At 55.3% G+C, this 21,273-nt stretch carries 20 protein-coding genes; 3 read left to right on the top strand and 17 right to left on the bottom strand.

Annotated features, from left to right (window positions below; all coding sequences use genetic code 11):
- From pabC to yceD, 9 genes are all read right to left on the bottom strand, one after another.
- A complete protein-coding gene (pabC, locus tag WFN75_RS04245) occupies positions 1–810 on the bottom strand; it encodes an aminodeoxychorismate lyase (RefSeq protein ID WP_233802231.1) in 810 nt (269 codons plus the stop codon).
- Between the two features lie 121 nt (positions 811–931).
- Positions 932–2,173: a beta-ketoacyl-ACP synthase II gene (gene fabF, locus WFN75_RS04240; RefSeq protein WP_040076150.1), complete on the bottom strand. Its 1,242-nt coding sequence runs from the start codon at positions 2,171–2,173 to the stop codon at positions 932–934.
- 92 nt (positions 2,174–2,265) lie between these two features.
- Entirely contained in the window at positions 2,266–2,502 is a 237-nt protein-coding gene (gene acpP / locus WFN75_RS04235) for an acyl carrier protein (RefSeq protein WP_003857954.1), read from the bottom strand.
- Positions 2,503–2,656: 154 nt separating this feature from the next.
- Positions 2,657–3,391 (bottom strand): 3-oxoacyl-ACP reductase FabG, encoded by a 735-nt coding sequence (gene fabG, locus WFN75_RS04230; protein ID WP_040076152.1) that lies wholly within the window; start codon positions 3,389–3,391, stop codon positions 2,657–2,659.
- A gap of 12 nt (positions 3,392–3,403) precedes the next feature.
- Positions 3,404–4,333 carry an ACP S-malonyltransferase gene (fabD, locus tag WFN75_RS04225; protein WP_207293473.1) on the bottom strand — a complete coding sequence of 310 codons (930 nt, stop codon included), beginning with the start codon at positions 4,331–4,333 and terminating at the stop codon, positions 3,404–3,406.
- A gap of 15 nt (positions 4,334–4,348) precedes the next feature.
- Entirely contained in the window at positions 4,349–5,302 is a 954-nt protein-coding gene (locus tag WFN75_RS04220) for a beta-ketoacyl-ACP synthase III (RefSeq protein WP_046885700.1), read from the bottom strand.
- A gap of 6 nt (positions 5,303–5,308) precedes the next feature.
- The gene (plsX, locus tag WFN75_RS04215; RefSeq protein ID WP_154298858.1) at positions 5,309–6,343 is read right to left on the bottom strand and encodes a phosphate acyltransferase PlsX; all 1,035 of its coding nucleotides are present in this window, start codon (positions 6,341–6,343) and stop codon (positions 5,309–5,311) included.
- Positions 6,344–6,422: 79 nt separating this feature from the next.
- Positions 6,423–6,596, bottom strand: a complete 174-nt coding sequence (gene rpmF, locus WFN75_RS04210; protein WP_003857964.1) for a 50S ribosomal protein L32 — start codon at positions 6,594–6,596, stop codon at positions 6,423–6,425.
- 16 nt (positions 6,597–6,612) lie between these two features.
- Positions 6,613–7,134, bottom strand: coding sequence for a 23S rRNA accumulation protein YceD (yceD, locus tag WFN75_RS04205; RefSeq protein WP_006174678.1), 522 nt, complete (start codon positions 7,132–7,134; stop codon positions 6,613–6,615).
- A gap of 140 nt (positions 7,135–7,274) precedes the next feature.
- Here yceD and WFN75_RS04200 point away from each other — a divergent pair, with 140 nt between their 5' ends.
- Positions 7,275–7,859 (top strand): Maf family protein, encoded by a 585-nt coding sequence (locus WFN75_RS04200; RefSeq protein WP_212478644.1) that lies wholly within the window; start codon positions 7,275–7,277, stop codon positions 7,857–7,859.
- Between the two features lie 29 nt (positions 7,860–7,888).
- On the opposite strand, the gene rluC is transcribed toward WFN75_RS04200, so the two are convergent.
- Entirely contained in the window at positions 7,889–8,842 is a 954-nt protein-coding gene (rluC, locus tag WFN75_RS04195) for a 23S rRNA pseudouridine(955/2504/2580) synthase RluC (protein WP_040076159.1), read from the bottom strand.
- 571 nt (positions 8,843–9,413) lie between these two features.
- On the opposite strand from rluC, the gene rne reads away from it, so the two are divergent.
- Entirely contained in the window at positions 9,414–12,590 is a 3,177-nt protein-coding gene (rne, locus tag WFN75_RS04190; RefSeq protein WP_336995653.1) for a ribonuclease E, read from the top strand.
- A 44-nt stretch (positions 12,591–12,634) separates the two neighbouring features.
- Here rne and WFN75_RS04185 read toward each other — a convergent pair whose 3' ends face one another.
- Positions 12,635–13,576 carry a LysR family transcriptional regulator gene (locus tag WFN75_RS04185; protein ID WP_336995652.1) on the bottom strand — a complete coding sequence of 314 codons (942 nt, stop codon included), beginning with the start codon at positions 13,574–13,576 and terminating at the stop codon, positions 12,635–12,637.
- Positions 13,577–13,685: 109 nt separating this feature from the next.
- Between WFN75_RS04185 and WFN75_RS04180 the strand changes: the two genes are divergently transcribed.
- Entirely contained in the window at positions 13,686–14,900 is a 1,215-nt protein-coding gene (locus WFN75_RS04180) for an MFS transporter (RefSeq protein WP_212478647.1), read from the top strand.
- A 79-nt stretch (positions 14,901–14,979) separates the two neighbouring features.
- On the opposite strand, the gene flgL is transcribed toward WFN75_RS04180, so the two are convergent.
- The 6 genes from flgL to flgG all read right to left on the bottom strand — a co-directional run bounded on the left by flgL (position 14,980) and on the right by flgG (position 21,268).
- Complete coding sequence (gene flgL / locus WFN75_RS04175) at positions 14,980–15,933, bottom strand: flagellar hook-associated protein FlgL (protein WP_212478648.1); 954 nt, start codon at positions 15,931–15,933, stop codon at positions 14,980–14,982.
- A gap of 14 nt (positions 15,934–15,947) precedes the next feature.
- A complete protein-coding gene (gene flgK, locus WFN75_RS04170) occupies positions 15,948–17,591 on the bottom strand; it encodes a flagellar hook-associated protein FlgK (RefSeq protein ID WP_046885705.1) in 1,644 nt (547 codons plus the stop codon).
- A 75-nt stretch (positions 17,592–17,666) separates the two neighbouring features.
- On the bottom strand, positions 17,667–18,620 hold the full coding sequence (gene flgJ, locus WFN75_RS04165; protein ID WP_040076168.1) for a flagellar assembly peptidoglycan hydrolase FlgJ: 954 nt from the start codon (positions 18,618–18,620) through the stop codon (positions 17,667–17,669).
- Positions 18,620–19,717 carry a flagellar basal body P-ring protein FlgI gene (locus tag WFN75_RS04160; protein WP_040076169.1) on the bottom strand — a complete coding sequence of 366 codons (1,098 nt, stop codon included), beginning with the start codon at positions 19,715–19,717 and terminating at the stop codon, positions 18,620–18,622. The genes flgJ and WFN75_RS04160 overlap by 1 nt, the downstream gene beginning before the upstream one ends.
- Positions 19,718–19,729: 12 nt before the next feature.
- The gene (gene flgH / locus WFN75_RS04155) at positions 19,730–20,428 is read right to left on the bottom strand and encodes a flagellar basal body L-ring protein FlgH (RefSeq protein ID WP_040076170.1); all 699 of its coding nucleotides are present in this window, start codon (positions 20,426–20,428) and stop codon (positions 19,730–19,732) included.
- Positions 20,429–20,485: 57 nt separating this feature from the next.
- Positions 20,486–21,268, bottom strand: a complete 783-nt coding sequence (gene flgG / locus WFN75_RS04150) for a flagellar basal-body rod protein FlgG (RefSeq protein WP_040076171.1) — start codon at positions 21,266–21,268, stop codon at positions 20,486–20,488.
- Between the last annotated feature and the right edge of the window lie 5 nt (positions 21,269–21,273).

Here is a 21,273-nt window from a genome sequence, read left to right as displayed (position 1 = left end):
TTATCTGGTTTGCTCACACAGTGGGGCTAAAAATTGGTACAACTCTCGCGATGACCAGTGGTGTTCGCCATACTGACGCACGGGCACCAGAGGCATCAGGGCATTACACACAATGACCTCCTCGGCCGCGCCCAGCGCCTCTTCCTGTGCACAGACTTCGACAACACGATAGTCGGAGTGTGCCAGTTGTTGCAGACAAAACTGGCGCATCAGGCCATTTACACCCGCCTGGTCAAGCCGCGGGGTAAACACCTCGCGCCCGCAGCGCCAGAACAAATTAGCGGCACAGCATTCCGTAATGATCCCTTCGCTGTCAAGAACCAGCGCCTCATCACAGTCCGTCTGTTCAAGATGCGTGCGAATCAAGACCTGCTCAAGGCGATTAAGATGCTTAATGCCTGCCAGCATCGGATTACGCCCTAAACGTACCGGACTTAATGCCAGGCGAATACCCTCATTGCGCCAGCGATCATAGTGGGCAGGAAAGGCGGAAACCGACAGGATACGGGTCGGTTGCAGGCAGTTTGCCGCACTGTAACCCCGCCCCCCGCCGCCGCGGGTAATGATCACCTTCAGCACGCCCCGGGATATTCCCTGGGCATGGGTAGTCATTTCAGCTTCCAGCGCCGACCACTGCTCAAAAGGGATAAAGAGTTTTTCACAGGCACTGCGCAAACGCTGCAGGTGCGCTGTCAGTAAACAGACCTCTCCATCGGCGATCCGCGCCGTGGTGAAGCAACCATCGCCAAACTGCACTGCCCTGTCGTTCACGGGCAGACTGTCCTGAGGCAATCCATTGATTAAATACATGATGGCTCCTTTATAGGGGAGATTAAGTCTGGCAGGACGGCGGGTCTTGAACAAGCAGATAAGGTTGAATAAAAAAGGTCCGACAAGCGGACCTTTAAACAGGACTAGCGGAGAGTCAGTCTCAGACCTTTTTGAAGATCAGAGAACCGTTGGTTCCGCCGAAGCCGAAGGAGTTACACAGGGTGTACTCCATTCCGCTGACCTGACGCGCTTCGTGTGGAACGAAGTCCAGATCGCAACCTTCATCCGGATTATCCAGGTTGATGGTTGGAGGGACAGCCTGATCGCGCAGCGCAAGAATGGAGTAGATAGATTCTACTGCACCCGCCGCACCCAACAGGTGGCCGGTCATGGACTTGGTCGAACTCACCATTACGCGGCTGGCTGCTTCACCGAAGATAGACTTAACAGCCTGCGCTTCAGCTTTGTCGCCCGCAGGGGTAGAGGTACCGTGCGCATTCACGTAGCCAATCTGTGCAGGGGTAATACCTGCATCACGAATCGCGTTTTCCATCGCCAGCGCAGCACCTGCGCCGTTCTCTGGTGGTGATGTCATGTGGTAAGCATCGCTACTCATCCCAAAGCCAACGACTTCAGCATAAATTTTCGCGCCGCGTTTTTTCGCGTGTTCGTACTCTTCCAGTACGATCATGCCTGCCCCGTCGCCCAGCACAAAACCATCACGGTCTTTATCCCATGGACGGCTCGCTGCCTGAGGGTTGTCGTTGCGCGTAGAGAGCGCACGTGCTGCGCCGAAACCGCCTACGCCAAGAGGTGTACTGGCTTTTTCAGCCCCACCCGCAACCATGGCATCCGCATCGCCATACGCGATGATACGCGCGGCCTGGCCGATGTTATGCACGCCAGAGGTACAGGCGGTTGCGATAGAGATGCTTGGGCCACGCAGGCCATACATAATGGTCAGGTGACCTGCCACCATGTTAACAATCGTGGACGGAACGAAGAACGGGCTGATTTTACGCGGGCCACCATTCACTAAAGAGGTATGGTTTTCCTCAATCAGACCAAGACCGCCGATTCCGGAGCCGATTGCAGCACCGATACGGGTTGCGTTCTCTTCCGTAATAACAAGGCCAGAATCCTGCATGGCCTGAACGCCAGCGACAATTCCATATTGAATGAAGGCATCCATCTTGCGCTGTTCTTTGCGCGAGATGATCTCTTCACAGTTAAAATCCTTTACTAAGCCAGCAAATTTCGTTGCGTAGGCGCTAGTATCGAAATGGTCGATTAGGCTGATGCCGCTCTGACCGGCAAGGAGAGCTTTCCAGGTGGACTCTACGGTATTGCCGACAGGAGACAACATGCCAAGTCCGGTCACAACTACACGACGCTTAGACACGTTTGTCCTCCAGGGAGGGATAAATAAAAGAGATTCGTGGGACGATAAAAGATAAAACTCAGGCGGTCGAATGACCGCCTGGAGATGTTCACTTACGCCTGGTGACCGTTGATGTAATCAATGGCAGCCTGAACGGTGGTGATTTTCTCAGCTTCTTCGTCCGGAATCTCAGTATCAAACTCTTCTTCCAGAGCCATTACCAGCTCAACGGTGTCAAGAGAATCTGCGCCCAGGTCTTCAACGAAGGAAGCGGAGTTCACAACTTCTTCCTGCTTAACGCCCAGCTGTTCGCCGATAATTTTCTTAACGCGTTCTTCGATAGTGCTCATACTCTTAAATTTCCTATCAAAACTCGCTTTCGCGATGGTTTTCGTAGTGTATAAAATGTTGAAAAATTTGCAACTAAATCCCGGCAGTTCTTACCACGATTTTACGTTATTTTGAGGCCAATCCCTACAATAACGCAAATATTTTCGATCGTGGTTAAACCATATACATCCCGCCGTTGACGTGGAGGGTCTCACCAGTGATGTAACCCGCTTCGTCAGAGGCTAAAAATGCAACCGCGCTGGCAATTTCTTTAGGATCGCCAAGACGACCCGCAGGAACAGCTGCCAGCGTACCCGCACGCTGATCATCGGTCAGCGCACGCGTCATGTCCGTTTCAATAAAGCCCGGAGCAACAACGTTTACAGTAATACCGCGGGACGCAACTTCGCGCGCCAGCGACTTACTGAAACCGATCAGACCTGCTTTCGCCGCAGCGTAGTTAGCCTGACCAGCATTTCCCATGGTACCAACCACAGAACCGATAGTGATAATACGGCCATGACGCTTTTTCATCATAGCTCGCATTACCGCTTTTGACAGACGGAATACAGATGACAGGTTGGTTTCGAGAATATCGTCCCACTCATCATCTTTCATTCGCATCAGCAGGTTATCGCGAGTGATACCGGCATTATTTACCAGAATATCGACTTCGCCAAACTCTGCGCGAATATTTCCCAGAACAGATTCGATAGATGCAGGATCGGTCACATTCAGTACCAGACCTTTCCCGTTATCACCCAGATAGTCGCTGATGGCCTGTGCGCCATTCTCGCTGGTTGCAGTGCCGATAACTTTCGCGCCACGGGCAACGAGCGTCTCAGCGATTGCGCGACCGATACCGCGGCTTGCGCCGGTGACCAGTGCGATTTTTCCTTCAAAACTCATGGTTTTCCTCTTTTATTGCGAGAGTGCCGCTGACATTGCTTCCGGCTCATTAATGGCCGAGGCAGTCAGGGTATCAACAATACGTTTAGTCAGGCCGGTGAGGACTTTACCCGGGCCAACTTCATACAGGTGCTCAACGCCCTGCGATGCCATAAATTCAACGGTTTTGGTCCACTGAACCGGGCTGTACAGCTGACGTACCAGCGCCTGGCGGATCGCTTCAGGTGCGGTTTCAGCCTGCACGTCAACGTTATTCACCACCGGAACAGACGGTGCGTTGAAGGTGATTTTTTCCAGCTCCAGCGCCAGCTTATCTGCGGCGGGTTTCATCAGTGCACAGTGAGAAGGTACGCTGACGGGCAGAGGAAGTGCGCGTTTCGCGCCTGCTGCTTTACAGGCTGCACCTGCACGTTCCACTGCTTCTTTGTGACCTGCGATCACGACCTGGCCCGGGGAGTTGAAGTTAACAGGCGATACAACCTGCCCTTCGGCTGACTCTTCACAGGCTTTGGCGATAGACGCATCGTCCAGACCAATAATGGCCGACATACCGCCGGTCCCTTCAGGCACGGCTTCCTGCATGAATTTGCCACGCAGTTCAACCAGACGCACCGCATCCGCAAAGCCGATCACCCCGGCACAGACCAGTGCGGAGTATTCGCCAAGGCTATGGCCAGCCATCATGACAGGGGCTTTCCCGCCCTGCTGCTGCCACAGGCGCCAGAGCGCGACGGAGGCGGTCAGTAACGCAGGCTGCGTCTGCCAGGTCTTGTTCAGCTCTTCAGCAGGACCCTGCTGAGTCAGTGCCCAGAGATCATACCCCAGGGCATCAGAAGCTTCACGGAAAGTCTCTTCAATAACCGGGTTGCTTGCTGCTAAATCAGACAACATGCCAACGGCCTGAGAGCCCTGCCCCGGAAACACAAATGCAAATTGCGTCATTTTTATTAATCCTTTTTAGAAACGAACCAGTGCAGAGCCCCAGGTGAACCCGCCGCCGAAGGCTTCGAGCAGCACCAGCTGACCCCGTTGAATTCGCCCATCGCGTACCGCTTCGTCAAACGCGCAAGGTACGGATGCCGCAGAGGTGTTGCCGTGACGATCAAGGGTCACCACAACGTTATCCATCGACATGCCTAACTTTTTGGCCGTGGCGCTGATAATGCGCAGGTTAGCCTGATGTGGCACCAGCCAGTCGAGCGCCGTGCGCTCCAGGTTATTGGCCTGCAGCGTCTCATCAACGATATGCGCCAGCTCGGTTACCGCGACTTTGAACACTTCGTTTCCGGCCATAGTCAGGAAAATCGGGTCGTCCGGGTTAACGCGGTTGGCGTTCGGCAGCGTTAACAACTCACCGTAGCTGCCATCGGCATGCAGGTGAGTAGAGATGATGCCCGGCTCTTCAGACTGACCAAGCAGTACCGCGCCGGCACCGTCGCCGAAGATAATAATCGTGCCGCGATCGTTAGGATCGCAAGTGCGTGCGAGAACATCAGAACCGATCACCAGCGCATTTTTAACTGCACCAGATTTCACGTATTGATCGGCGATGCTCAACGCGTAGGTAAAGCCCGCGCAGGCGGCCGCAACGTCAAAAGCCGGGCAACCTTTAATGCCCAGCATGTTCTGAACCTGGCAGGCTGCACTTGGGAAAGCATGGGTCGCAGACGTCGTTGCAACGATAATCAGACCAATGTCGTTTTTATCGACGCCAGCCATGTCGAGCGCACGCAGAGCAGCTTCATAACCCATGGTAGAAACGGTTTCATCTGGCGCGGCGATACGACGCTCGCGGATACCTGTGCGTGTGACAATCCACTCGTCAGAGGTATCAACCATTTTTTCCAGATCGGCGTTGGTTCGCACTTGTTTGGGCAGATAGCTGCCGGTACCTAAAATCTTCGTATACATGTACGCTCAGTCACTTTTTGCTAATACAGATTCCAGGCGAGCGGCAATCCGCTGAGGAACTTGTCGCTGCACCGCCTGCACTGCCTGTTCAATCGCGACGGTAAAGGCTCGCTGATTGGCAGCACCATGACTCTTAATCACGATGCCGCGCAATCCTAACAGACAGGCGCCATTATACTGGTCGGGGTTGAGGTGACTGAATCGCCGCGTCAGGCTTTTTTGTAACCAACGCTTTAATAAAATCAGCCACCAGGACCGTTTTTTACCCTCGCCCTGCGATTTCAGCAGCGAGAGAAACATTCTGACGACCCCTTCCATGGTTTTTAACGTGACGTTTCCAGTAAAACCGTCACACACCAGTACATCCGTTTTTCCGGTCAATAATTCGTTGGCTTCGAGATAACCAATATAGTTGATGGTCGGAACAGTTTTAAGTCGCTCGGCGGCCTCGCGGATATTATCAAGACCTTTGGTCTCTTCTTCTCCGATATTCAGCAAGGCGACGCGCGGATTGGTGATGCCTACCACCTCTTCGGCCAGCACCGAGCCCATCACGGCGAATTGCGCCAGCATCACGCCATCGCAATCGACGTTAGCACCTAAATCAAGCACCACCGTTTTGCCTTTCTGTTGATGCGGTAAAACCGTCACCAACGCCGGGCGCTCAATCCCCTCGATGGGTTTGAGCAGTAATTTGGCCAGCCCCATTAGCGCGCCGGTATTTCCCGCGCTCACGCAAGCCTCAGCTCGCCCTTCTTTTACCAGCTCCAACGCCACTCGCATTGAACTGCCCCGGCTATTACGAATAGCCTGCGACGGGCGGGCATCACTGGCAATAACTGACTGCGCAGGAATAATCTGCAGACGTGAACGTTGTTCAAAGTCAGCTTTTGCAAGTAATGGCGTGATTGTGTCGGGATTACCGACTAAAAGAAGTGTGAGTTGCGAATTAGAGTTCAGTGCCTGCAATGCTGCAGGCACTGTCACGGAAGGGCCAAAATCTCCCCCCATGACATCTAACGCCAGGGTTAGACGTGTCAAGGTATCGTCACAGCCTGGTTTGGTGTTTCCCCAGTTGCCCGGGGAAATCCTCACTAAGCTTCATCACGCTTGCGCGTGATTACTTAGTGATTACCTTGCGGCCACGGTAGAAACCGTCAGCAGTGATGTGGTGACGCAGGTGTTTCTCACCAGAAGTCTTGTCTACAGACAGGCTGGTAACTGCAGTCAGCGCGTCATGGGAACGACGCATGCCACGTTTGGAACGGGTTGGTTTATTCTGTTGTACGGCCATGGACCTTACTCCTCAATTACTTACGCTTTAAGCTGGCTAATACGGCAAATGGGTTTGGTTTTTGCGCTTCATCAGGCAGTTCCCCAAAGACCATGTCCGCCTCGGACACTTCACAGTGTTCAGAATCATGCACCGGAACGACTGGCAAGGTGAGGATGATTTCATCTTCAACCAACGCCAGAAGATCGATTTCACCGAATTCGTTAACCTCAATCGGCTCATACGCTTCCGGGAGTGCTTCAGCCTGTTCGTCGGAACGAACCGGGCTAAAACAATACGTTGTGTGAACATGCTGTACAAACGGTTTCCCGCAACGCTGACATTCGAGCGTTACCGTCACCTTTGCATCACCGGTTAAAACGGCAAGGCGCTGGTTGTCGATAGCGAACGACATGGAGCATTCTACATCACTGTCCACACTGACTACGGATTCGGCAATACGCTCTGCCTGATCGGAAGAATAGATTCCTTCGTAATCGAGGCGTTTTTGAGCCGTACGGACCGGATCAAGAGTCAGGGGTAATTTTACCTTTTGCATAGGGCGCGCATATTAACTTTGTAACGTCATAGAGTCAAAGAAAAAGGCAACCAGAGCTGCCTTTTGCCAATTATTCGCACACATTGCGGCCTGTAGTTTAAAATGGCTGGCATCGATACGCTATATCTGGTGAAAAAAATATGCCGAATCTCATTCTTGCCTCCACATCTCCCTGGCGCCGCGCGTTGCTTGAAAAACTCGGTCTACCGTTTGAATGTGCCGCACCGGACATCGATGAGACCCCGCAGCCGGGTGAGTCCCCCCGCCATCTCGTTCTTCGTCTGGCACAGGAAAAAGCGCAGTGCCTCGCCGCACGTTATCCTAACCATCTGATTATAGGATCCGATCAGGTTTGCGTCCTGGATGGCGAGATTACCGGTAAACCGCACACGGAAGAGAGAGCACGCCAGCAGCTCATGAAAGCGCGCGGCAACATCGTCACCTTTTATACGGGGCTGGCGCTGTATAACACCGCGACGGGCCATCTACAGACAGAGTGCGAACCCTTTGACGTCCACTTCCGTCATCTTAGCGAGCAGGAGATCGACGACTACGTGCGCAAAGAGCGCCCGCTGAGCTGCGCAGGCAGTTTCAAAAGCGAAGGGCTGGGGATTGCGCTGTTCGATCGGCTGGAGGGGCGCGATCCCAATACGCTGGTCGGGTTGCCGCTCATTGCGCTCTGCCAGATGCTTCGTCGGGAAGATTACAACCCGTTAATGGCGTAAAAAAACCGGCCAATGGCCGGTTTCTTCTTTTAGCTCGCGTCCCGCAATACCTTGAGGCAACGTTTGAGCTGGTCGTCAAGCGGCGCTTCAACGCGCATGACCTCCCCCGTATTAGGGTGGGTAAACTTCAGTGCCGCTGCGTGCAGAAACAGGCGTGAAAGCCCGGTACCCGCCAACTGCTTATCAAATTCGCGATCGCCATAGCGATCATCAAAGGCAATCGGGTGGCCTGCGTGCTGGGTATGGACGCGAATCTGGTGAGTACGCCCCGTCACCGGGCTGCAACGCACCAGCGTTGCAAAGGCGTAACGCTCTTCAACCTTAAAACGGGTCTCAGACGGTTTACCTTCCTGGCTCACGCGCACAATACGCTCACCGCTTTGCAGAATATTTTTCAGCAGTGGCGCTTGAACCACTTTCACGTGAGATTGCCACTGGCCGCGAACCAGCGCGAGATAATCTTTCTGCATCCCTTTTTCACGCAACTGTTCATGCAGGGAGCGCAGCGCGGAGCGTTTCTTTGCCACCAACAAGATGCCAGAGGTATCGCGATCGAGGCGGTGTACCAGTTCAAGGAAGCGCGCTTCCGGGCGCAGGGCGCGTAAACCTTCGATCACGCCAAAGCTCAGCCCACTGCCGCCATGTACGGCAGTGCCTGAAGGCTTGTTCAGCACCAGGATATGATCGTCTTCATATAAAATCACATCCGTTAGCGCCGCGACTTTGTTGAGATGCGGCGAGACCGCCTGCTCTTCCCGCTCGGCGACGCGGACCGGCGGGATGCGGACTTCATCTCCCGCTTCAAGTTTGTATTCAGGTTTGATGCGCTTCTTATTTACCCGCACCTCACCCTTACGCAGGATGCGGTAGATCATGCTCTTTGGCACGCCCTTCAGTTGGGTGCGCAAAAAGTTGTCGATACGTTGCCCCGCTTCATCTTCGGTGATGGCAACGATTTTTACTGATGGAGTCTCTGTTTTCATGGTGGGCGATTCTAATTATCAGTCGCGGTTAGCGCCACTCATTTTTCTATGCTTATATATACCTTTGACCGGTTACTCTTTGCTTTACGCAATCGATTTGATGGTTATTAAACCGATCCTTTCGAAGAAGTGAAAAAACTGTGAGTAACCGGGTGATAAATGGTAAAAGTCAACTTGCTATATCCCAGGAAGCAATGGAATAATGTTGCTGTTTTCCGTGTTAAATCCTGGTTAAGTAAGGATAACGACGGAATGACCAATTTTGTCTGACCGATCATCCACGCAGCAATGGCGTAAGACGTATTGATCTTTCAGACAGTTAGCGGGCTGCGGGTTGCAGTACTTACCGGTAAATGGAATCTTCTCTGGAGAGTTTTACCCAGGCTGTTCCCCTGATAATTGCGCTGTGTTTCCGTATGAAATACAGGCAACCGACACTTTGCGCCTCTTAAGCGAGCGACAACCGTGAGGTTGGCGACGTGAATAGACACGAGGCCATCGGTTCATACCCCGGAAAGCGTCATCTTGCCCGCAGCTTAGTCGTCAATGTAAGAATAATGAGTAAGTTACGATGAAAAGAATGTTAATCAACGCAACTCAGCAAGAAGAGTTGCGTGTCGCCCTTGTGGATGGGCAGCGTCTGTACGATCTGGATATTGAAAGCCCAGGCCACGAACAGAAAAAAGCGAACATTTACAAAGGCAAAATCACCCGCATTGAACCCAGCCTTGAAGCTGCATTTGTTGACTACGGTGCTGAGCGTCACGGTTTCCTCCCACTCAAAGAAATTGCCCGCGAATATTTCCCGTCCAGCTATAACGCCCATGGTCGTCCGAACATCAAAGACGTTCTGCGTGAAGGTCAGGAAGTTATCGTTCAGATCGATAAAGAAGAACGGGGTAACAAAGGCGCTGCGCTAACAACCTTTATTAGCCTGGCAGGCAGCTATCTGGTGCTGATGCCAAACAACCCACGCGCTGGCGGCATCTCTCGTCGCATCGAAGGTGATGATCGCACTGAGCTGAAAGAAGCACTGGCAAGCCTTGAGCTGCCGGACGGCATGGGCCTGATTGTTCGCACCGCGGGCGTCGGCAAATCTGCCGAAGCGTTGCAGTGGGACCTGAGCTTCCGCCTTAAACACTGGGAAGCGATTCAGAAAGCCGCAGAAAGCCGCCCTGCCCCATTCCTGATTCACCAGGAAAGTAACGTCATTGTCCGTGCTTTCCGCGACTATCTGCGTCAGGACATCGGCGAGATTCTGATTGATAACCCTAAAGTGCTTGAGCTGGCTCGCCAGCATATCGCCGCGCTGGGTCGTCCGGATTTCACCAGCAAAATTAAACTGTACACCGGTGAAATCCCGCTGTTTAGCCACTACCAGATTGAATCCCAGATTGAGTCCGCCTTCCAGCGTGAAGTGCGTCTGCCGTCAGGCGGTTCTATCGTTATCGATACTACCGAAGCCCTGACCGCAATCGACATCAACTCCGCGCGTGCAACCCGCGGTGGCGATATCGAAGAGACGGCCTTTAACACCAACCTGGAAGCGGCAGATGAGATTGCACGTCAGCTGCGTCTGCGTGACCTCGGTGGTCTGATCGTTATCGACTTTATCGATATGACCCCTGTTCGCCACCAGCGCGCCGTTGAGAACCGACTGCGCGAATCCGTGCGTCAGGACCGTGCGCGTATCCAGATCAGTCATATTTCGCGCTTTGGCCTGCTGGAGATGTCTCGTCAGCGTCTTAGCCCGTCTCTGGGTGAGTCCAGCCATCACGTTTGCCCACGCTGTTCCGGTACGGGTACCGTGCGTGACAACGAATCGCTGTCCCTCTCCATTCTGCGTCTGATTGAAGAAGAAGCGCTGAAAGAGAACACCAAAGAAGTTCACGCCATTGTTCCGGTGCCGATTGCGTCTTATCTGCTGAACGAAAAACGTGCCGCAGTGAGCGCCATCGAAACGCGTCTGGGCGGCGTACGTTGCGTGATCGTGCCAAACGATCAGATGCAGACGCCGCATTACTCCGTTCTGCGCGTGCGTAAAGGCGAAGAGACGGCCACCCTGAGCTACATGCTGCCGAAGCTGCATGAAGAAGCGATGGCCCTGCCGTCTGAGGAAGAGTACGCCGAACGTAAACTGCCAGAGCAGCCTGCGCTGGCCGCTTTCGTGATGCCTGAAGCACCGCCGGCACCTGCACAGGAAGAGGCAACCGCCAAACCTGCGGCGAAGAAACCGGCCGTTGCAGCAAGCACAGCCCCTGCTGAGCAAGGCCTGCTGAGCCGCTTCATCAGTGCGCTGAAGAAGATGTTTGCCGGTGAAGAGCCACAGCCTGAACAGCCGAAAGTCGAGAAAAAAGAAGAGAAGCATGAACGTTCTCAGGAGCGCCGTAAACGTCAAAACAACCGTCGCGATCGTAATGACCGTGGCGACCGTGGCGACCGCAATGAACGTCGCGACAACCGTGCTGACAACAACGAAGCGCGTGAAGGCCGCGAGGAGAACCGTCGTAATCGCCGCGAGAAATCGCAGCAGAACGCGGAAGAGCGCGAAATTCGCCAGTCTACCGGCACCGAAGCGGAAAAAACCCGTAACCGTGACGAGCAGCAGCAGCCGCGTCGTGAGCGCAACCGTCGTCGTAATGACGAGAAGCGTCAGGCACAGCAAGAAGTTAAAGTGCTGAACCGCGAAGAGCAGCCAGAGCAGGAAACCGAGCAGGAAGAACGCGTTCAGGTGATGCCGCGCCGTAAACAGCGCCAGCTGACCAAATCTGTACGTATCCAGTCTCAGGCAGACGAAGCCGCAGCCGTAGAAACCGTTGAGGCACCTATTGCCCCGGCACAGAGCACCGAACTGGCGAAAGTGGATCTGCCAGCCGTGGTGGAAAACGTGCAGGAGCAGGACGACAACGGCGAAGCGCGTGATAACGCCGGTATGCCGCGTCGTTCACGTCGTTCCCCGCGTCATCTGCGTGTAAGTGGTCAGCGTCGTCGTCGTTACCGTGACGAACGTTACCCGCTGCAGTCGCCGATGCCACTGGCCATTGCCTGCGCCTCCCCAGAGATGGCGTCCGGTAAAGCCTGGATCCGTTATCCGGTTGCTCGCCCGCTGGAGCAAGAAGCGCAGATCGATGAGCAAACCAATGCCGTTGAACCTGTTGTGACCGACGCCACTACTGTTGCACCGGAAGAGGTGAATACCGCTGCAGTGATTGCTGTTGAGTCGCAGGTTGCGCCGGTGGAGACAACCCATCCGGAAGTGATTGCCGCGCCTGTTGCTGAACAACCGCAAATTATCGCCAACGAAGATGTCGTGGTCGCTAAAGAGGTGATTGAAGAGGTCGCAGCAGCAGAACCTGTTGTGGCTGAAGCATCCGAAGCGCCTGCTCAGGAAGCCCCTGCTGTCGCAGCCGTGGCCGACGTTGAACCGGAAATTGCGCCTGTTGTTGAAGCAGAGTCTGTGGTTGAAGCAGAGCCGGAAGTGAAAGCTGAGCCTGAAGCGAAGGCGGATGTCTCTGTAGAGAAAGCGCCAGAAGTCAACGCAGCGCCAGCCGCGAAAGCTGACACCTTACTGCACCATGCGACTGCCCCTATGACCCGCGCTCCTGCGCCGGAATACGTCGCAGAAGCACCGCGCCATAGCGACTGGGTACGTCCAGCCTTCAACTTCGAAGGTAAAGGCTCTGCCGGTGGCCACAGTGCAACGCATCAGGCCACTGCGCCTGCAACGCGTCCGCAGTCTGTTGAATAAACGCGCCGCGTAATAAAAAAGCCGACTTTAGGGTCGGCTTTTTTTTACCTTTTTTGCGCCAGCGGCTTACGCATACCGGCTATTTCTGGCATCACTTCACGCATCATTTCCAGAAAACGTCTTAAGCGCGCAGGGTTATAGCGCGACCACGGATAGACCAGGTGCACGGGTAGTGCCGCAGGCTGCCATTCCGGTAAAAGATGCACCAGCCTCCCTGCCCGGATATCTTCCTCCACCGTCCAGCTCGACACCACCGCTACCCCCAGCCCGGTCAGCGCGCTTTTACGCGTCACGTACAGGCTGTCAGTGCTTAAACGGGGAGAGATAGGGATACGCAACGGTTGCGTCTCTCCGTCGGTGTAGAGCTCGATATGTTGACGATAAAAGCTGTTCAATGCCACCCAGGGCAATGCGGAAAGCGCCTGAGGTGACTGCACAGGATCGAAGCGAGCCAGGAGTTCCGGCGCGGCCACAATGCAGCGCGGCACCTCCGCCAGCAGGATTGAAACCGTTGCCGGATCGATCTCCGCCCCGACCCGAATCGCGCAGTCGATATTCTCACTCATAAAATCTGCCGAACGGTCATTCAGCATCCACTCGACCGTCAGCCGCGGGTAGCGATTCAGAAACTGTGTTAATGGCTCCAGTAACTGCTCCTGACCGAAGGCGTGCGGCGCCCGCACACGCAGCACACCGACGGGTTCATCTTCCGCATGGCCCATCTCATCTTCCAGCGCCAGCCAGCTGTCTATCACCCTACCTGCGTGCTGATAGCAGCGTTCGCCGTCATCGGTCAGTTTCATGGCATGCGTGGTGCGTAAAATGAGACGCACACCCAGCAGTGACTCCAGGGATTGCAAACGGCGGCTGACCGTCGCCTGGGTGGTTTCAAGTTGTTTCGCCGCCGCAGACAGCGAGCCTGCCTCAACAATGCGGACGAAGGTTCGCATCAACTCCACCCTATCTATACGCTCTGAACGCTGCATCCCACCCTCTGTTATACGTTTAACGTATAGGTGTTTTAACACCAGGCTGGCTACCACCGCAAGCGTGGGTGCGAAAGAATAGCCTCACATCCTGATTGAGGTACACACTATGAACACTACCCTCCCTGCCCATGCCATTAGCCGCTGGGTCATTTTACTGCTCGCCATTGGCGCTGGCTTTAGCGTCGCCTCGATTTACTACGCCCAGCCTTTGCTGCCGCTGATGGGCAGCGACCTGCACCTGAGTATTGAAGGGATGGGGCTGGTACCTACCCTGACCCAGGCAGGCTATGCCATCGGCATTCTGTTTCTGCTGCCGCTTGGCGATCGCCATGATCGTCGAACCCTGATTCTGCTGAAAAGCACGGCCCTGGCGCTGGTTTTGCTGGCCAGTAGTCTGGTCACGGAACTGCACAGCTTACTGATTGTTAGCCTGCTGATTGGTATGGCAGCCACCATGGCGCAGGATATCGTTCCGGCGGCGGCCATTCTTGCCCCTGAGGGCAAACAAGGGAAAACCGTTGGTACGGTGATGACCGGTCTGCTGCTCGGGATTTTGCTCTCCCGTACCGTTAGCGGCATCGTTGGCGAAGCCTTTGGCTGGCGCGTGATGTATCAACTGGCGGCGGCCAGTATTGCCCTCATCGGTGTGGTGATGTGGGCTGTTCTGCCCCGCTTCGCTATTCATTCCACGCTTAGCTACCCCGCATTAATGCGCTCGATGGCGCACCTGTGGTGCCGCTACCCCGCATTGCGTCGTGCCGCGCTGGCGCAAGGGTTCCTCTCAATCGCCTTTAGCGCCTTCTGGTCAACGCTGGCGGTGATGCTGCTGGAGCGCTATCAGTTGGGCAGCGCGGTGGCAGGAGGATTCGGTATTGCCGGGGCAGCCGGTGCGCTGGCGGCTCCGCTGGCCGGTGGGCTGGCTGATAAGCTGGGCGCAGGTAAAGTCACCCAGCTAGGCGCCGCACTGGTCACCGTCTCTTTTGCCCTGATGTTCCTGATGCCTATGCTGGGCGTTCATGGTCAACTGATTCTGATTGCCGTATCGGCGGTGGGGTTTGACCTGGGTCTGCAATCCAGCCTGGTGGCCCACCAGAACCTGGTTTATAGCCTTGAGCCGCAGGCGCGCGGGCGTCTGAATGCCCTCCTCTTTACCGTGGTATTCATTGGTATGGCGCTGGGCTCTGCGCTGGGTACTAAGGTGTATGCCCTTGCTGGCTGGCCAGCCGTAGTGGCCCTGGCTACCCTTACTGGCGCTATCGCACTGGTGATTCGCCTGACCGGGCGCACCGCATCGACAACCGCCGCTGCGCAAAACGGATAAAAAAAAGCCCAACCCGGGATGACGGGTTGGGCAGACAAAGTATGACCAGTTTCAAGCCATACTCTAAAGGTCAAAAATGTTATCTATTCAGCTGAAACAGAGACATTCCCTGCATATCACTGAACGCTTTATACGAAGCCTGAAGTGCCGCCTGCTGCATGGTGTAGGACGAGATAACCGAGTTCCAGTCAACATCCACCAGGTCGCTCATCTGCTGAGTCTGCCCAAGCGTGCGTTCATCACCCAGCGCATCCAGCTTGTCCAGTTCGTTCAGGCGGGTGCCCAGTTCGGCGCGAACGGTCAGCACGTTATTCAGTGAGTTACGCAGGCCACGGTTAGCCACGTCGATACTCTCTTTCAACGCCTCGCTCTTCGTCGCGTCATCGCCCACAGGATCGTTCAGCGCCGCGATGGCAGTATCCAGAATCTTAAACAGGTTCGCTTCACCGGTGGTGCCATCGGGCTCTTTCACCGCGTTACTGGTGAATTTGGCGAAGACATCGCTGCCGATGTGGCTCACTTCCATGTTACGCGCGGCGTCAACCTGCTGGCTGATTGGGGTTGTGCCACCATTATAGGTCCCGGTGGCGCCATCAAACGCGGGAGCTTCGGTGTTGTAGCCCGCAAAGATATAGCGTCCGTTGCCGTCGGTACTGTTCGCCAGGTTCATCAGCTGATCGCGAAGCCCTTTCAGGTCCGTCGCCAGCGAGGCACGGTCGTTGTCGGTCAGGGTTCCGTTGCCCGCGTAAACGATTTTTTCCTGCGCGCTCTGCAGGGCGGTAGTCACCTGCCCCAACACGCTCTCTTCCAGCGAGACTTTGGTGGTCGCAAAGCTACGCGCCAGCTCATATTGACTGTTCTGAGACTGCGCCTGAGAGAGCACCACCGCCTGAGACGCTGCAATAGGGTCGTCGGAAGGGCGGTTGACGCGCTGACCGGTAGACATCTGCTGGCCATAGTTCAGCCACTTGCTCTGGGAATTGGTGATGCCCTGCATTTGCTGCTGGTACATCATCTGGGTGCTAATACGCATCGATTACCTCGTCCTTAGCGAATGTTAATTAACGCATCAAAGAGCGTACTGGCGGTCTGCAGTACCTGTGCGTTAGCCAGATAGTACTGCTGGTAACGTTGCAGGTTTCCGTACTCTTCATCAAGGTTAACCCCAGAGATGGACTGCTGTTGATTGCTCAACTGCGTGACCACGTTGGCTTTCGTTTGGCTGCTGGTCTTAAGGGAAGCCGTTGAGCTGCCCACGGTGCTCACCAGAGAGGCGTAAGCATCGTTAAAGGACTTGTTACCGCCTACCAGCTTACTGTTTTGCAGATCTAGCATAGCCTGGCCGTTACGGTTGTCGCTCTTGCCACCGCCGGTGGCTGAGGCCATCGCCAGCTTCGACTCATCTTTGACCAGCATGTTCATGTTGACGATCACATCCTGAACCGGTTTCAGGATGAAGCTGTCTTTCACGTTGGCGTCAGCATTATTGCTCACGTTGACGGTCAGGCCATCGAAGTTCATATCGCCGTTCGCGTCCGGCGTGACGGCGAAGCTGGTCTTGTCCGCAAGGCGGGTCACGGTCCAGCCGGAAGCCGTTTTTTCCAGCTGATAATCCGTTGCCTGAACTTTGGTGGTGTCATCAAAGGTCGCCGTGACGATCGCCGTCCCGGTGTTTTTGGCGTTGCTGGTGACCGCAGGCTTCCCGAAGGAGAAGAGCTCTGTGCCCGTGTCACCATTCGCGTCCAAACCCTGCTTTTGCTGATTGTTCATCGCATCGGCAAACGCCAGCGCCATCTGGTTCAGGTTATTACGCACCTTATCCAGATCCTGCGAACGGAAGGTCAACAGGCCGCCTAAAGAGCCGGAGTTCAGCTGCTTTTCCTGGATCTCTGATGTGCCGGTTGCGTCAACAAACGCGACCGCCACGCGGGACGGATCGGCGCTGGATGATACCGCTGCCAGCTGGTTCGAATTGCTACCCTGAACCAGGGTATATCCGTTACCAATAGAGATGTTATAGGTACCGCTATCCTGGACGGAGACTTCAACGCCAACGATCTGGTTTAACTCACTCACCAGCTGGTCACGCTGGTCAAGCAGGTTGTTTGGCGAAGCACCCGCGCCCACACCGGTCAGACGGGAGATCTGATCGTTGAGATTGGCAATCTGTTTCGCATAACCATTAATTTGATCAACGCTGGTGGTGAGCGCGATGTTGATCTGTTTTTCCTGGTCACGCAGATACTGGTCGGTCACTTTGAACTGGTTTACCAGGCCATCGGCTTTACCCAGTACGGTCTGACGCGCCGCTGGATCTTCGGCGTTACTGACCAGCGTTTGCAGGCTTTTAAAGAAGTCTTGCAGCGTGGTAGAGATAGAATTAGTGGTATCAGAGAGCACGTCATCAATTTTTGACATCTGCTGATAGCGCGTCGTTAGCCCACTGCTGTCGGTTTGCGCCGCACGCAGCTGGTTGGTGATGAACGCGTCATATTCACGCTGTACCCCAGAAACATAAACGCCGTTTCCTACCCAGCCACCGCCTGTGAGGGTGCTGTTCGATGCGCCCAGCACTGTAGTCTGGCGGGTATACCCTGCCACGTTGTAACTTGAAATATTATTACTGACGGTATTCAGCGCTGCCTGTGCAGCACCGAGGCCACTCATGGCGCTGTTAATCAAACTGGACATGGGGGTTCCTTTTACACTTTCAGACACGAGTCCTGATGATGATTATCGGCAGACACCATCAGGACTTGAGAACTTTCAGAACAGATTTTCAAGATCTGTGCTATAGGCTTTACTGACTTTTTCACCCATTGCTTTTAGCTGCTGGATCATGCTGGTGAGCTTGCGGGCGTAGTTCGGATCGGTGGCATACCCTGCGCTCTGAAGCGCCTGTGCACCCTGCTCCGCCGTCGCCGCCTGGGTCACCGCAGCGTAGCGCGGATTGCGGGTGAGCAAGCCAACGTAATCTGAGAGTGCCTCCAGATAGGAGCTGTAAACGCGGAACCTGGCTTTAACCTTTTTCGCCTCACCGTTTTCGAACTCGGTGGTGGTGATCTCGGTCGTCGGCCCTTTCCAGCTGCCAGACGCTTTCACACCAAAGATGTTAAAGCTCGGCTCGCCGTTTTCCCGACGGATCTGGCGCTGGCCCCAACCCGACTCCAGCGCCGCCTGGGCCAGAATCAGGTGATGCGGCACGCCGCTCTGCTCGCTCGCCAGGCGCGCGGGCAGAGAGAGCTGCGCCAGGAAGTCTTTGCTGTCGCCGGATAACGGCTCATCGTTGCTCTCCGGCGCTTTCGGCACGGCCTTACGCACCATCTGGGTTAGCGCCTGGTTTTGATAACTGGTCACCGTTTGCAGGTCGAACTTCATCGGCACCTGCTGAGGCTGATCTTCCGGCTTAACTCCCTGTGCGGCTTCCATCTGCTTGACGATCATATCGGCAAGGCCAAGCCCCTTGCCGGAGGTCATCTGCTGGGCAATCTGTTGGTCATACATGCTGGTGTACAGCCGGGTTGAGTCGCTGCTGAAGATGCCATCTTTCGGTAGCGCTTCACGCATGCTTTTCAACATCATCTGCACAAACATCCCTTCAACCTGGCGGGCAACCGGGCGGAGATTAGCCGCCGGGTCTTTACCTGCACTGGTTTTCAGCTCGTTGAGCGACTGGGCATCCCAGGCCGCACTTGCCATCAGTTTGCTATCGCCGAGCATTAGATAATTTCCACTTTCGCGCGCAGGCAGCCTGCGGTCTGCATGGATTGGAGAATCGACATCAGCTCCATCGGCGTGGCGCCCAGCGCGTTAAGCGCACGTACCACATTATTGAGATTGGCGCTGGAACGTACGCTCTGCAGTGAACCCCCCTCCTGGCGCAGATCGATCTGCGTCTGCGGCGTCACCACCGTCTGGCCGCCACCGAATGGCGTATCAGGCTGGCTGACGTTCGCCTGGCGGTTAACCGTTACCGAGAGGTTCCCCTGCGCCACGGCGCAACTATCCAGGGTCACTTCGCGGTTCATTACCACCGAGCCGGTACGGGAGTTGATAATCACTTTCGCATCCTGCAACGGTACGTTGACTTCCATATTCTGGATATCGGCCAGCATCCGGACCTGATTGCTGCCGCCGCTGGAGGTGCGAATCTGCACGGTACGCGCGTCAAGCGCTGTCGCACTGCCAAAGCCACGGCTGCGGTTGATGGTGTCGGCAATCTGCTGCGCCATGGTGAAATCTTCATTATTCAGCTGCAGATTGATGGTATTACCGGAACCAAACTGAGACGGGAGCTCACGTTCAATGATGGCGCCGTTAGTGATGCGCCCGCCATTGAGCTGGTTAACCTGCACGCTGCTGCCACCCGCGGAGGCGCCTGCGCCGCCAACCAGAATGTTACCCTGGGCCAGCGCGTAGACCTGGCTGTCCACCCCTTTCAGCGGGGTCATTAACAGCGTACCGCCGCGCAGACTTTTGGCGTTACCCATGGAAGAGACCACCACGTCAATGGTCTGCCCCTGACGCGCAAACGCGGGGAAGCTCGCGGTAACCATAACGGCCGCCACGTTCTTCAGCTGCATGTTGGTGCCCGTGGGTACAGTGATCCCCAGTTGCGAGAGCATGTTGTTCAGGCTCTGGGTGGTGAACGGGGTTTGCGTCGTCTGGTCACCGGTACCATCCAGCCCCACGACCAGGCCGTAGCCTATCAAGGAGTTTTGTCGTACGCCCTGTACGCTGGTGAGATCGCGGATACGGTCAGCCTGGGCAAAGCTTGCCACCAGCACCAACGCGATACCCAAGAGGGATTTAAACATAGGTCACCTCGCTTACATCGGCGATAAATTAAGGAAGAAACGCTGCAGCCAACCCATATTCTGCGCCTCGTTGATGTAGCCGTTACCGACGTACTCAATGCGCGCATCCGCCACCTGGGTGGACGGTACGGTGTTAGTGCCGCTGATGGTGCGAGGGTTAACCACACCGGAGAATCGAATGAACTCAGTGCCCTGATTGATGGCAATCTGTTTTTCACCCACAACATGTAAATTACCGTTCACCAGCACCTGATCGACGGTCACCGTCAGGGTGCCGCTAAAGGTATTGCTGGCGTTGGCGCCGCCCTTACCATTAAAGGAGTTGCCGCCAGAGGTCTCGACATCGGCACGTGCATTACCAAACAGCCCTTGCAGGTAGCGTGGCACGGTGTCAAAGCCAAAATTCGTTTTGCCATCGCGGCTGGCGTTCGCCGACGAGCTCTTGCTCGCACTGACGTTTTCCTGCAGGACGATGGTGAGTGTGTCACCCACGTTACGCGGACGACGATCTTCAAACAGCGGCTGATAACCGTAGTTAATAGGCTGCGCGGTCTGGAAAATAGAGCCGTTAACGACCGGCGCGGGGCCGGGAACGGGTTGGGCGGTGGTCGCACCCTGCACCAAAGGTTTAGACGGGATCCAGGCGCAACCGCTCAGGGTCACGGCCAGCAGAGTCACTATAGGATAACGATTCGCCGCGTGTTTTTGCATTGCCTTCATCTTCGAAAACAGGGAGCCGGTGCGGGGATTACCGCACCGGGCTACACCTTAGAGTTGCGTCAGTTTCTGCAGCATCTGGTCGGTCGTCGACACTGCTTTACTGTTAATTTCATACGCACGCTGAACCTGGATCATATTCACCAGCTCTTCCGCGACGTTAACGTTAGAGGTCTCAACGTACCCCTGATAAAGCAAACCTGAGCCATTCAAACCTGGCGTGCTCTCGTTCGGCGCGCCGGAAGACTGGGTTTCGATGTACAGGTTCTCACCGATGCTTTCCAGACCGGTGTCGTTCATAAAGGTGGTGAGGTTGAGCTGGCCAACCTGCACAGGTGCCGCCTGGCCCTGCTGGGTCACGCTCACGACCCCGTCACGCCCGATAGTGATGCCGAGGGCGTTGGCCGGAATGGTGATCGCTGGCTGTACCTGGAAACCGCCTGCGGTGACCAGCTGGCCGTTCTGATCCACCTGGAACGAACCATCACGGGTATAGGCGGAGGTGCCATCTGGCAACTGTACCTGGAAGAAACCCTGCCCTTTGATGGCCACATCTTTACTGTTGTTGGTCTGAGACAGGTTACCCTGGCTATGCAGACGCTCGGTCGCTACCGGACGAACGCCGGTACCAATCTGCAAACCGGACGGCAGCGTTGTCTGTTCAGACGACTGCGCACCTGGCTGGCGGATGGTTTGATAAAGCAAATCTTCAAAAACGGCGCGTTGACGCTTAAAACCATTGGTGCTTACGTTCGCCAGGTTGTTGGCGATCACATCCATATTGGTTTGCTGCGCATCCAGGCCAGTTTTTGCGATCCATAAAGAACTGATCATAGGAA

Source organism: Leclercia sp. UBA7405 (assembly GCF_037152215.1).
GTDB classification, from domain to species: domain Bacteria; phylum Pseudomonadota; class Gammaproteobacteria; order Enterobacterales; family Enterobacteriaceae; genus Enterobacter; species Enterobacter pneumoniae.
The sequence above is the reverse complement of the archived record's forward strand: the minus strand, read 5'-3'. Positions and strand labels throughout refer to the sequence as shown.

What these genes read in the sequence shown, in the direction of transcription:
- flgL (WP_212478648.1), bottom strand. Translation starts at nt 15,933, where the DNA reads ATGCGTATTAGCACCCAGATGATGTACCAGCAGCAAATGCAGGGCATC.
- WFN75_RS04160 (WP_040076169.1), bottom strand. Translation starts at nt 19,717, where the DNA reads ATGTTTAAATCCCTCTTGGGTATCGCGTTGGTGCTGGTGGCAAGCTTT.
- fabG (WP_040076152.1), bottom strand. Translation starts at nt 3,391, where the DNA reads ATGAGTTTTGAAGGAAAAATCGCACTGGTCACCGGCGCAAGCCGCGGT.
- yceD (WP_006174678.1), bottom strand. Translation starts at nt 7,134, where the DNA reads ATGCAAAAGGTAAAATTACCCCTGACTCTTGATCCGGTCCGTACGGCT.
- rne (WP_336995653.1), top strand. Translation starts at nt 9,414, where the DNA reads ATGAAAAGAATGTTAATCAACGCAACTCAGCAAGAAGAGTTGCGTGTC.
- WFN75_RS04185 (WP_336995652.1), bottom strand. Translation starts at nt 13,576, where the DNA reads ATGCAGCGTTCAGAGCGTATAGATAGGGTGGAGTTGATGCGAACCTTC.
- WFN75_RS04220 (WP_046885700.1), bottom strand. Translation starts at nt 5,302, where the DNA reads ATGTATACGAAGATTTTAGGTACCGGCAGCTATCTGCCCAAACAAGTG.
- acpP (WP_003857954.1), bottom strand. Translation starts at nt 2,502, where the DNA reads ATGAGCACTATCGAAGAACGCGTTAAGAAAATTATCGGCGAACAGCTG.
- rluC (WP_040076159.1), bottom strand. Translation starts at nt 8,842, where the DNA reads ATGAAAACAGAGACTCCATCAGTAAAAATCGTTGCCATCACCGAAGAT.
- rpmF (WP_003857964.1), bottom strand. Translation starts at nt 6,596, where the DNA reads ATGGCCGTACAACAGAATAAACCAACCCGTTCCAAACGTGGCATGCGT.
- fabD (WP_207293473.1), bottom strand. Translation starts at nt 4,333, where the DNA reads ATGACGCAATTTGCATTTGTGTTTCCGGGGCAGGGCTCTCAGGCCGTT.
- flgH (WP_040076170.1), bottom strand. Translation starts at nt 20,428, where the DNA reads ATGCAAAAACACGCGGCGAATCGTTATCCTATAGTGACTCTGCTGGCC.
- pabC (WP_233802231.1), bottom strand. Translation starts at nt 810, where the DNA reads ATGTATTTAATCAATGGATTGCCTCAGGACAGTCTGCCCGTGAACGAC.
- flgJ (WP_040076168.1), bottom strand. Translation starts at nt 18,620, where the DNA reads ATGCTCGGCGATAGCAAACTGATGGCAAGTGCGGCCTGGGATGCCCAG.
- WFN75_RS04180 (WP_212478647.1), top strand. Translation starts at nt 13,686, where the DNA reads ATGAACACTACCCTCCCTGCCCATGCCATTAGCCGCTGGGTCATTTTA.
- flgK (WP_046885705.1), bottom strand. Translation starts at nt 17,591, where the DNA reads ATGTCCAGTTTGATTAACAGCGCCATGAGTGGCCTCGGTGCTGCACAG.
- WFN75_RS04200 (WP_212478644.1), top strand. Translation starts at nt 7,275, where the DNA reads ATGCCGAATCTCATTCTTGCCTCCACATCTCCCTGGCGCCGCGCGTTG.
- flgG (WP_040076171.1), bottom strand. Translation starts at nt 21,268, where the DNA reads ATGATCAGTTCTTTATGGATCGCAAAAACTGGCCTGGATGCGCAGCAA.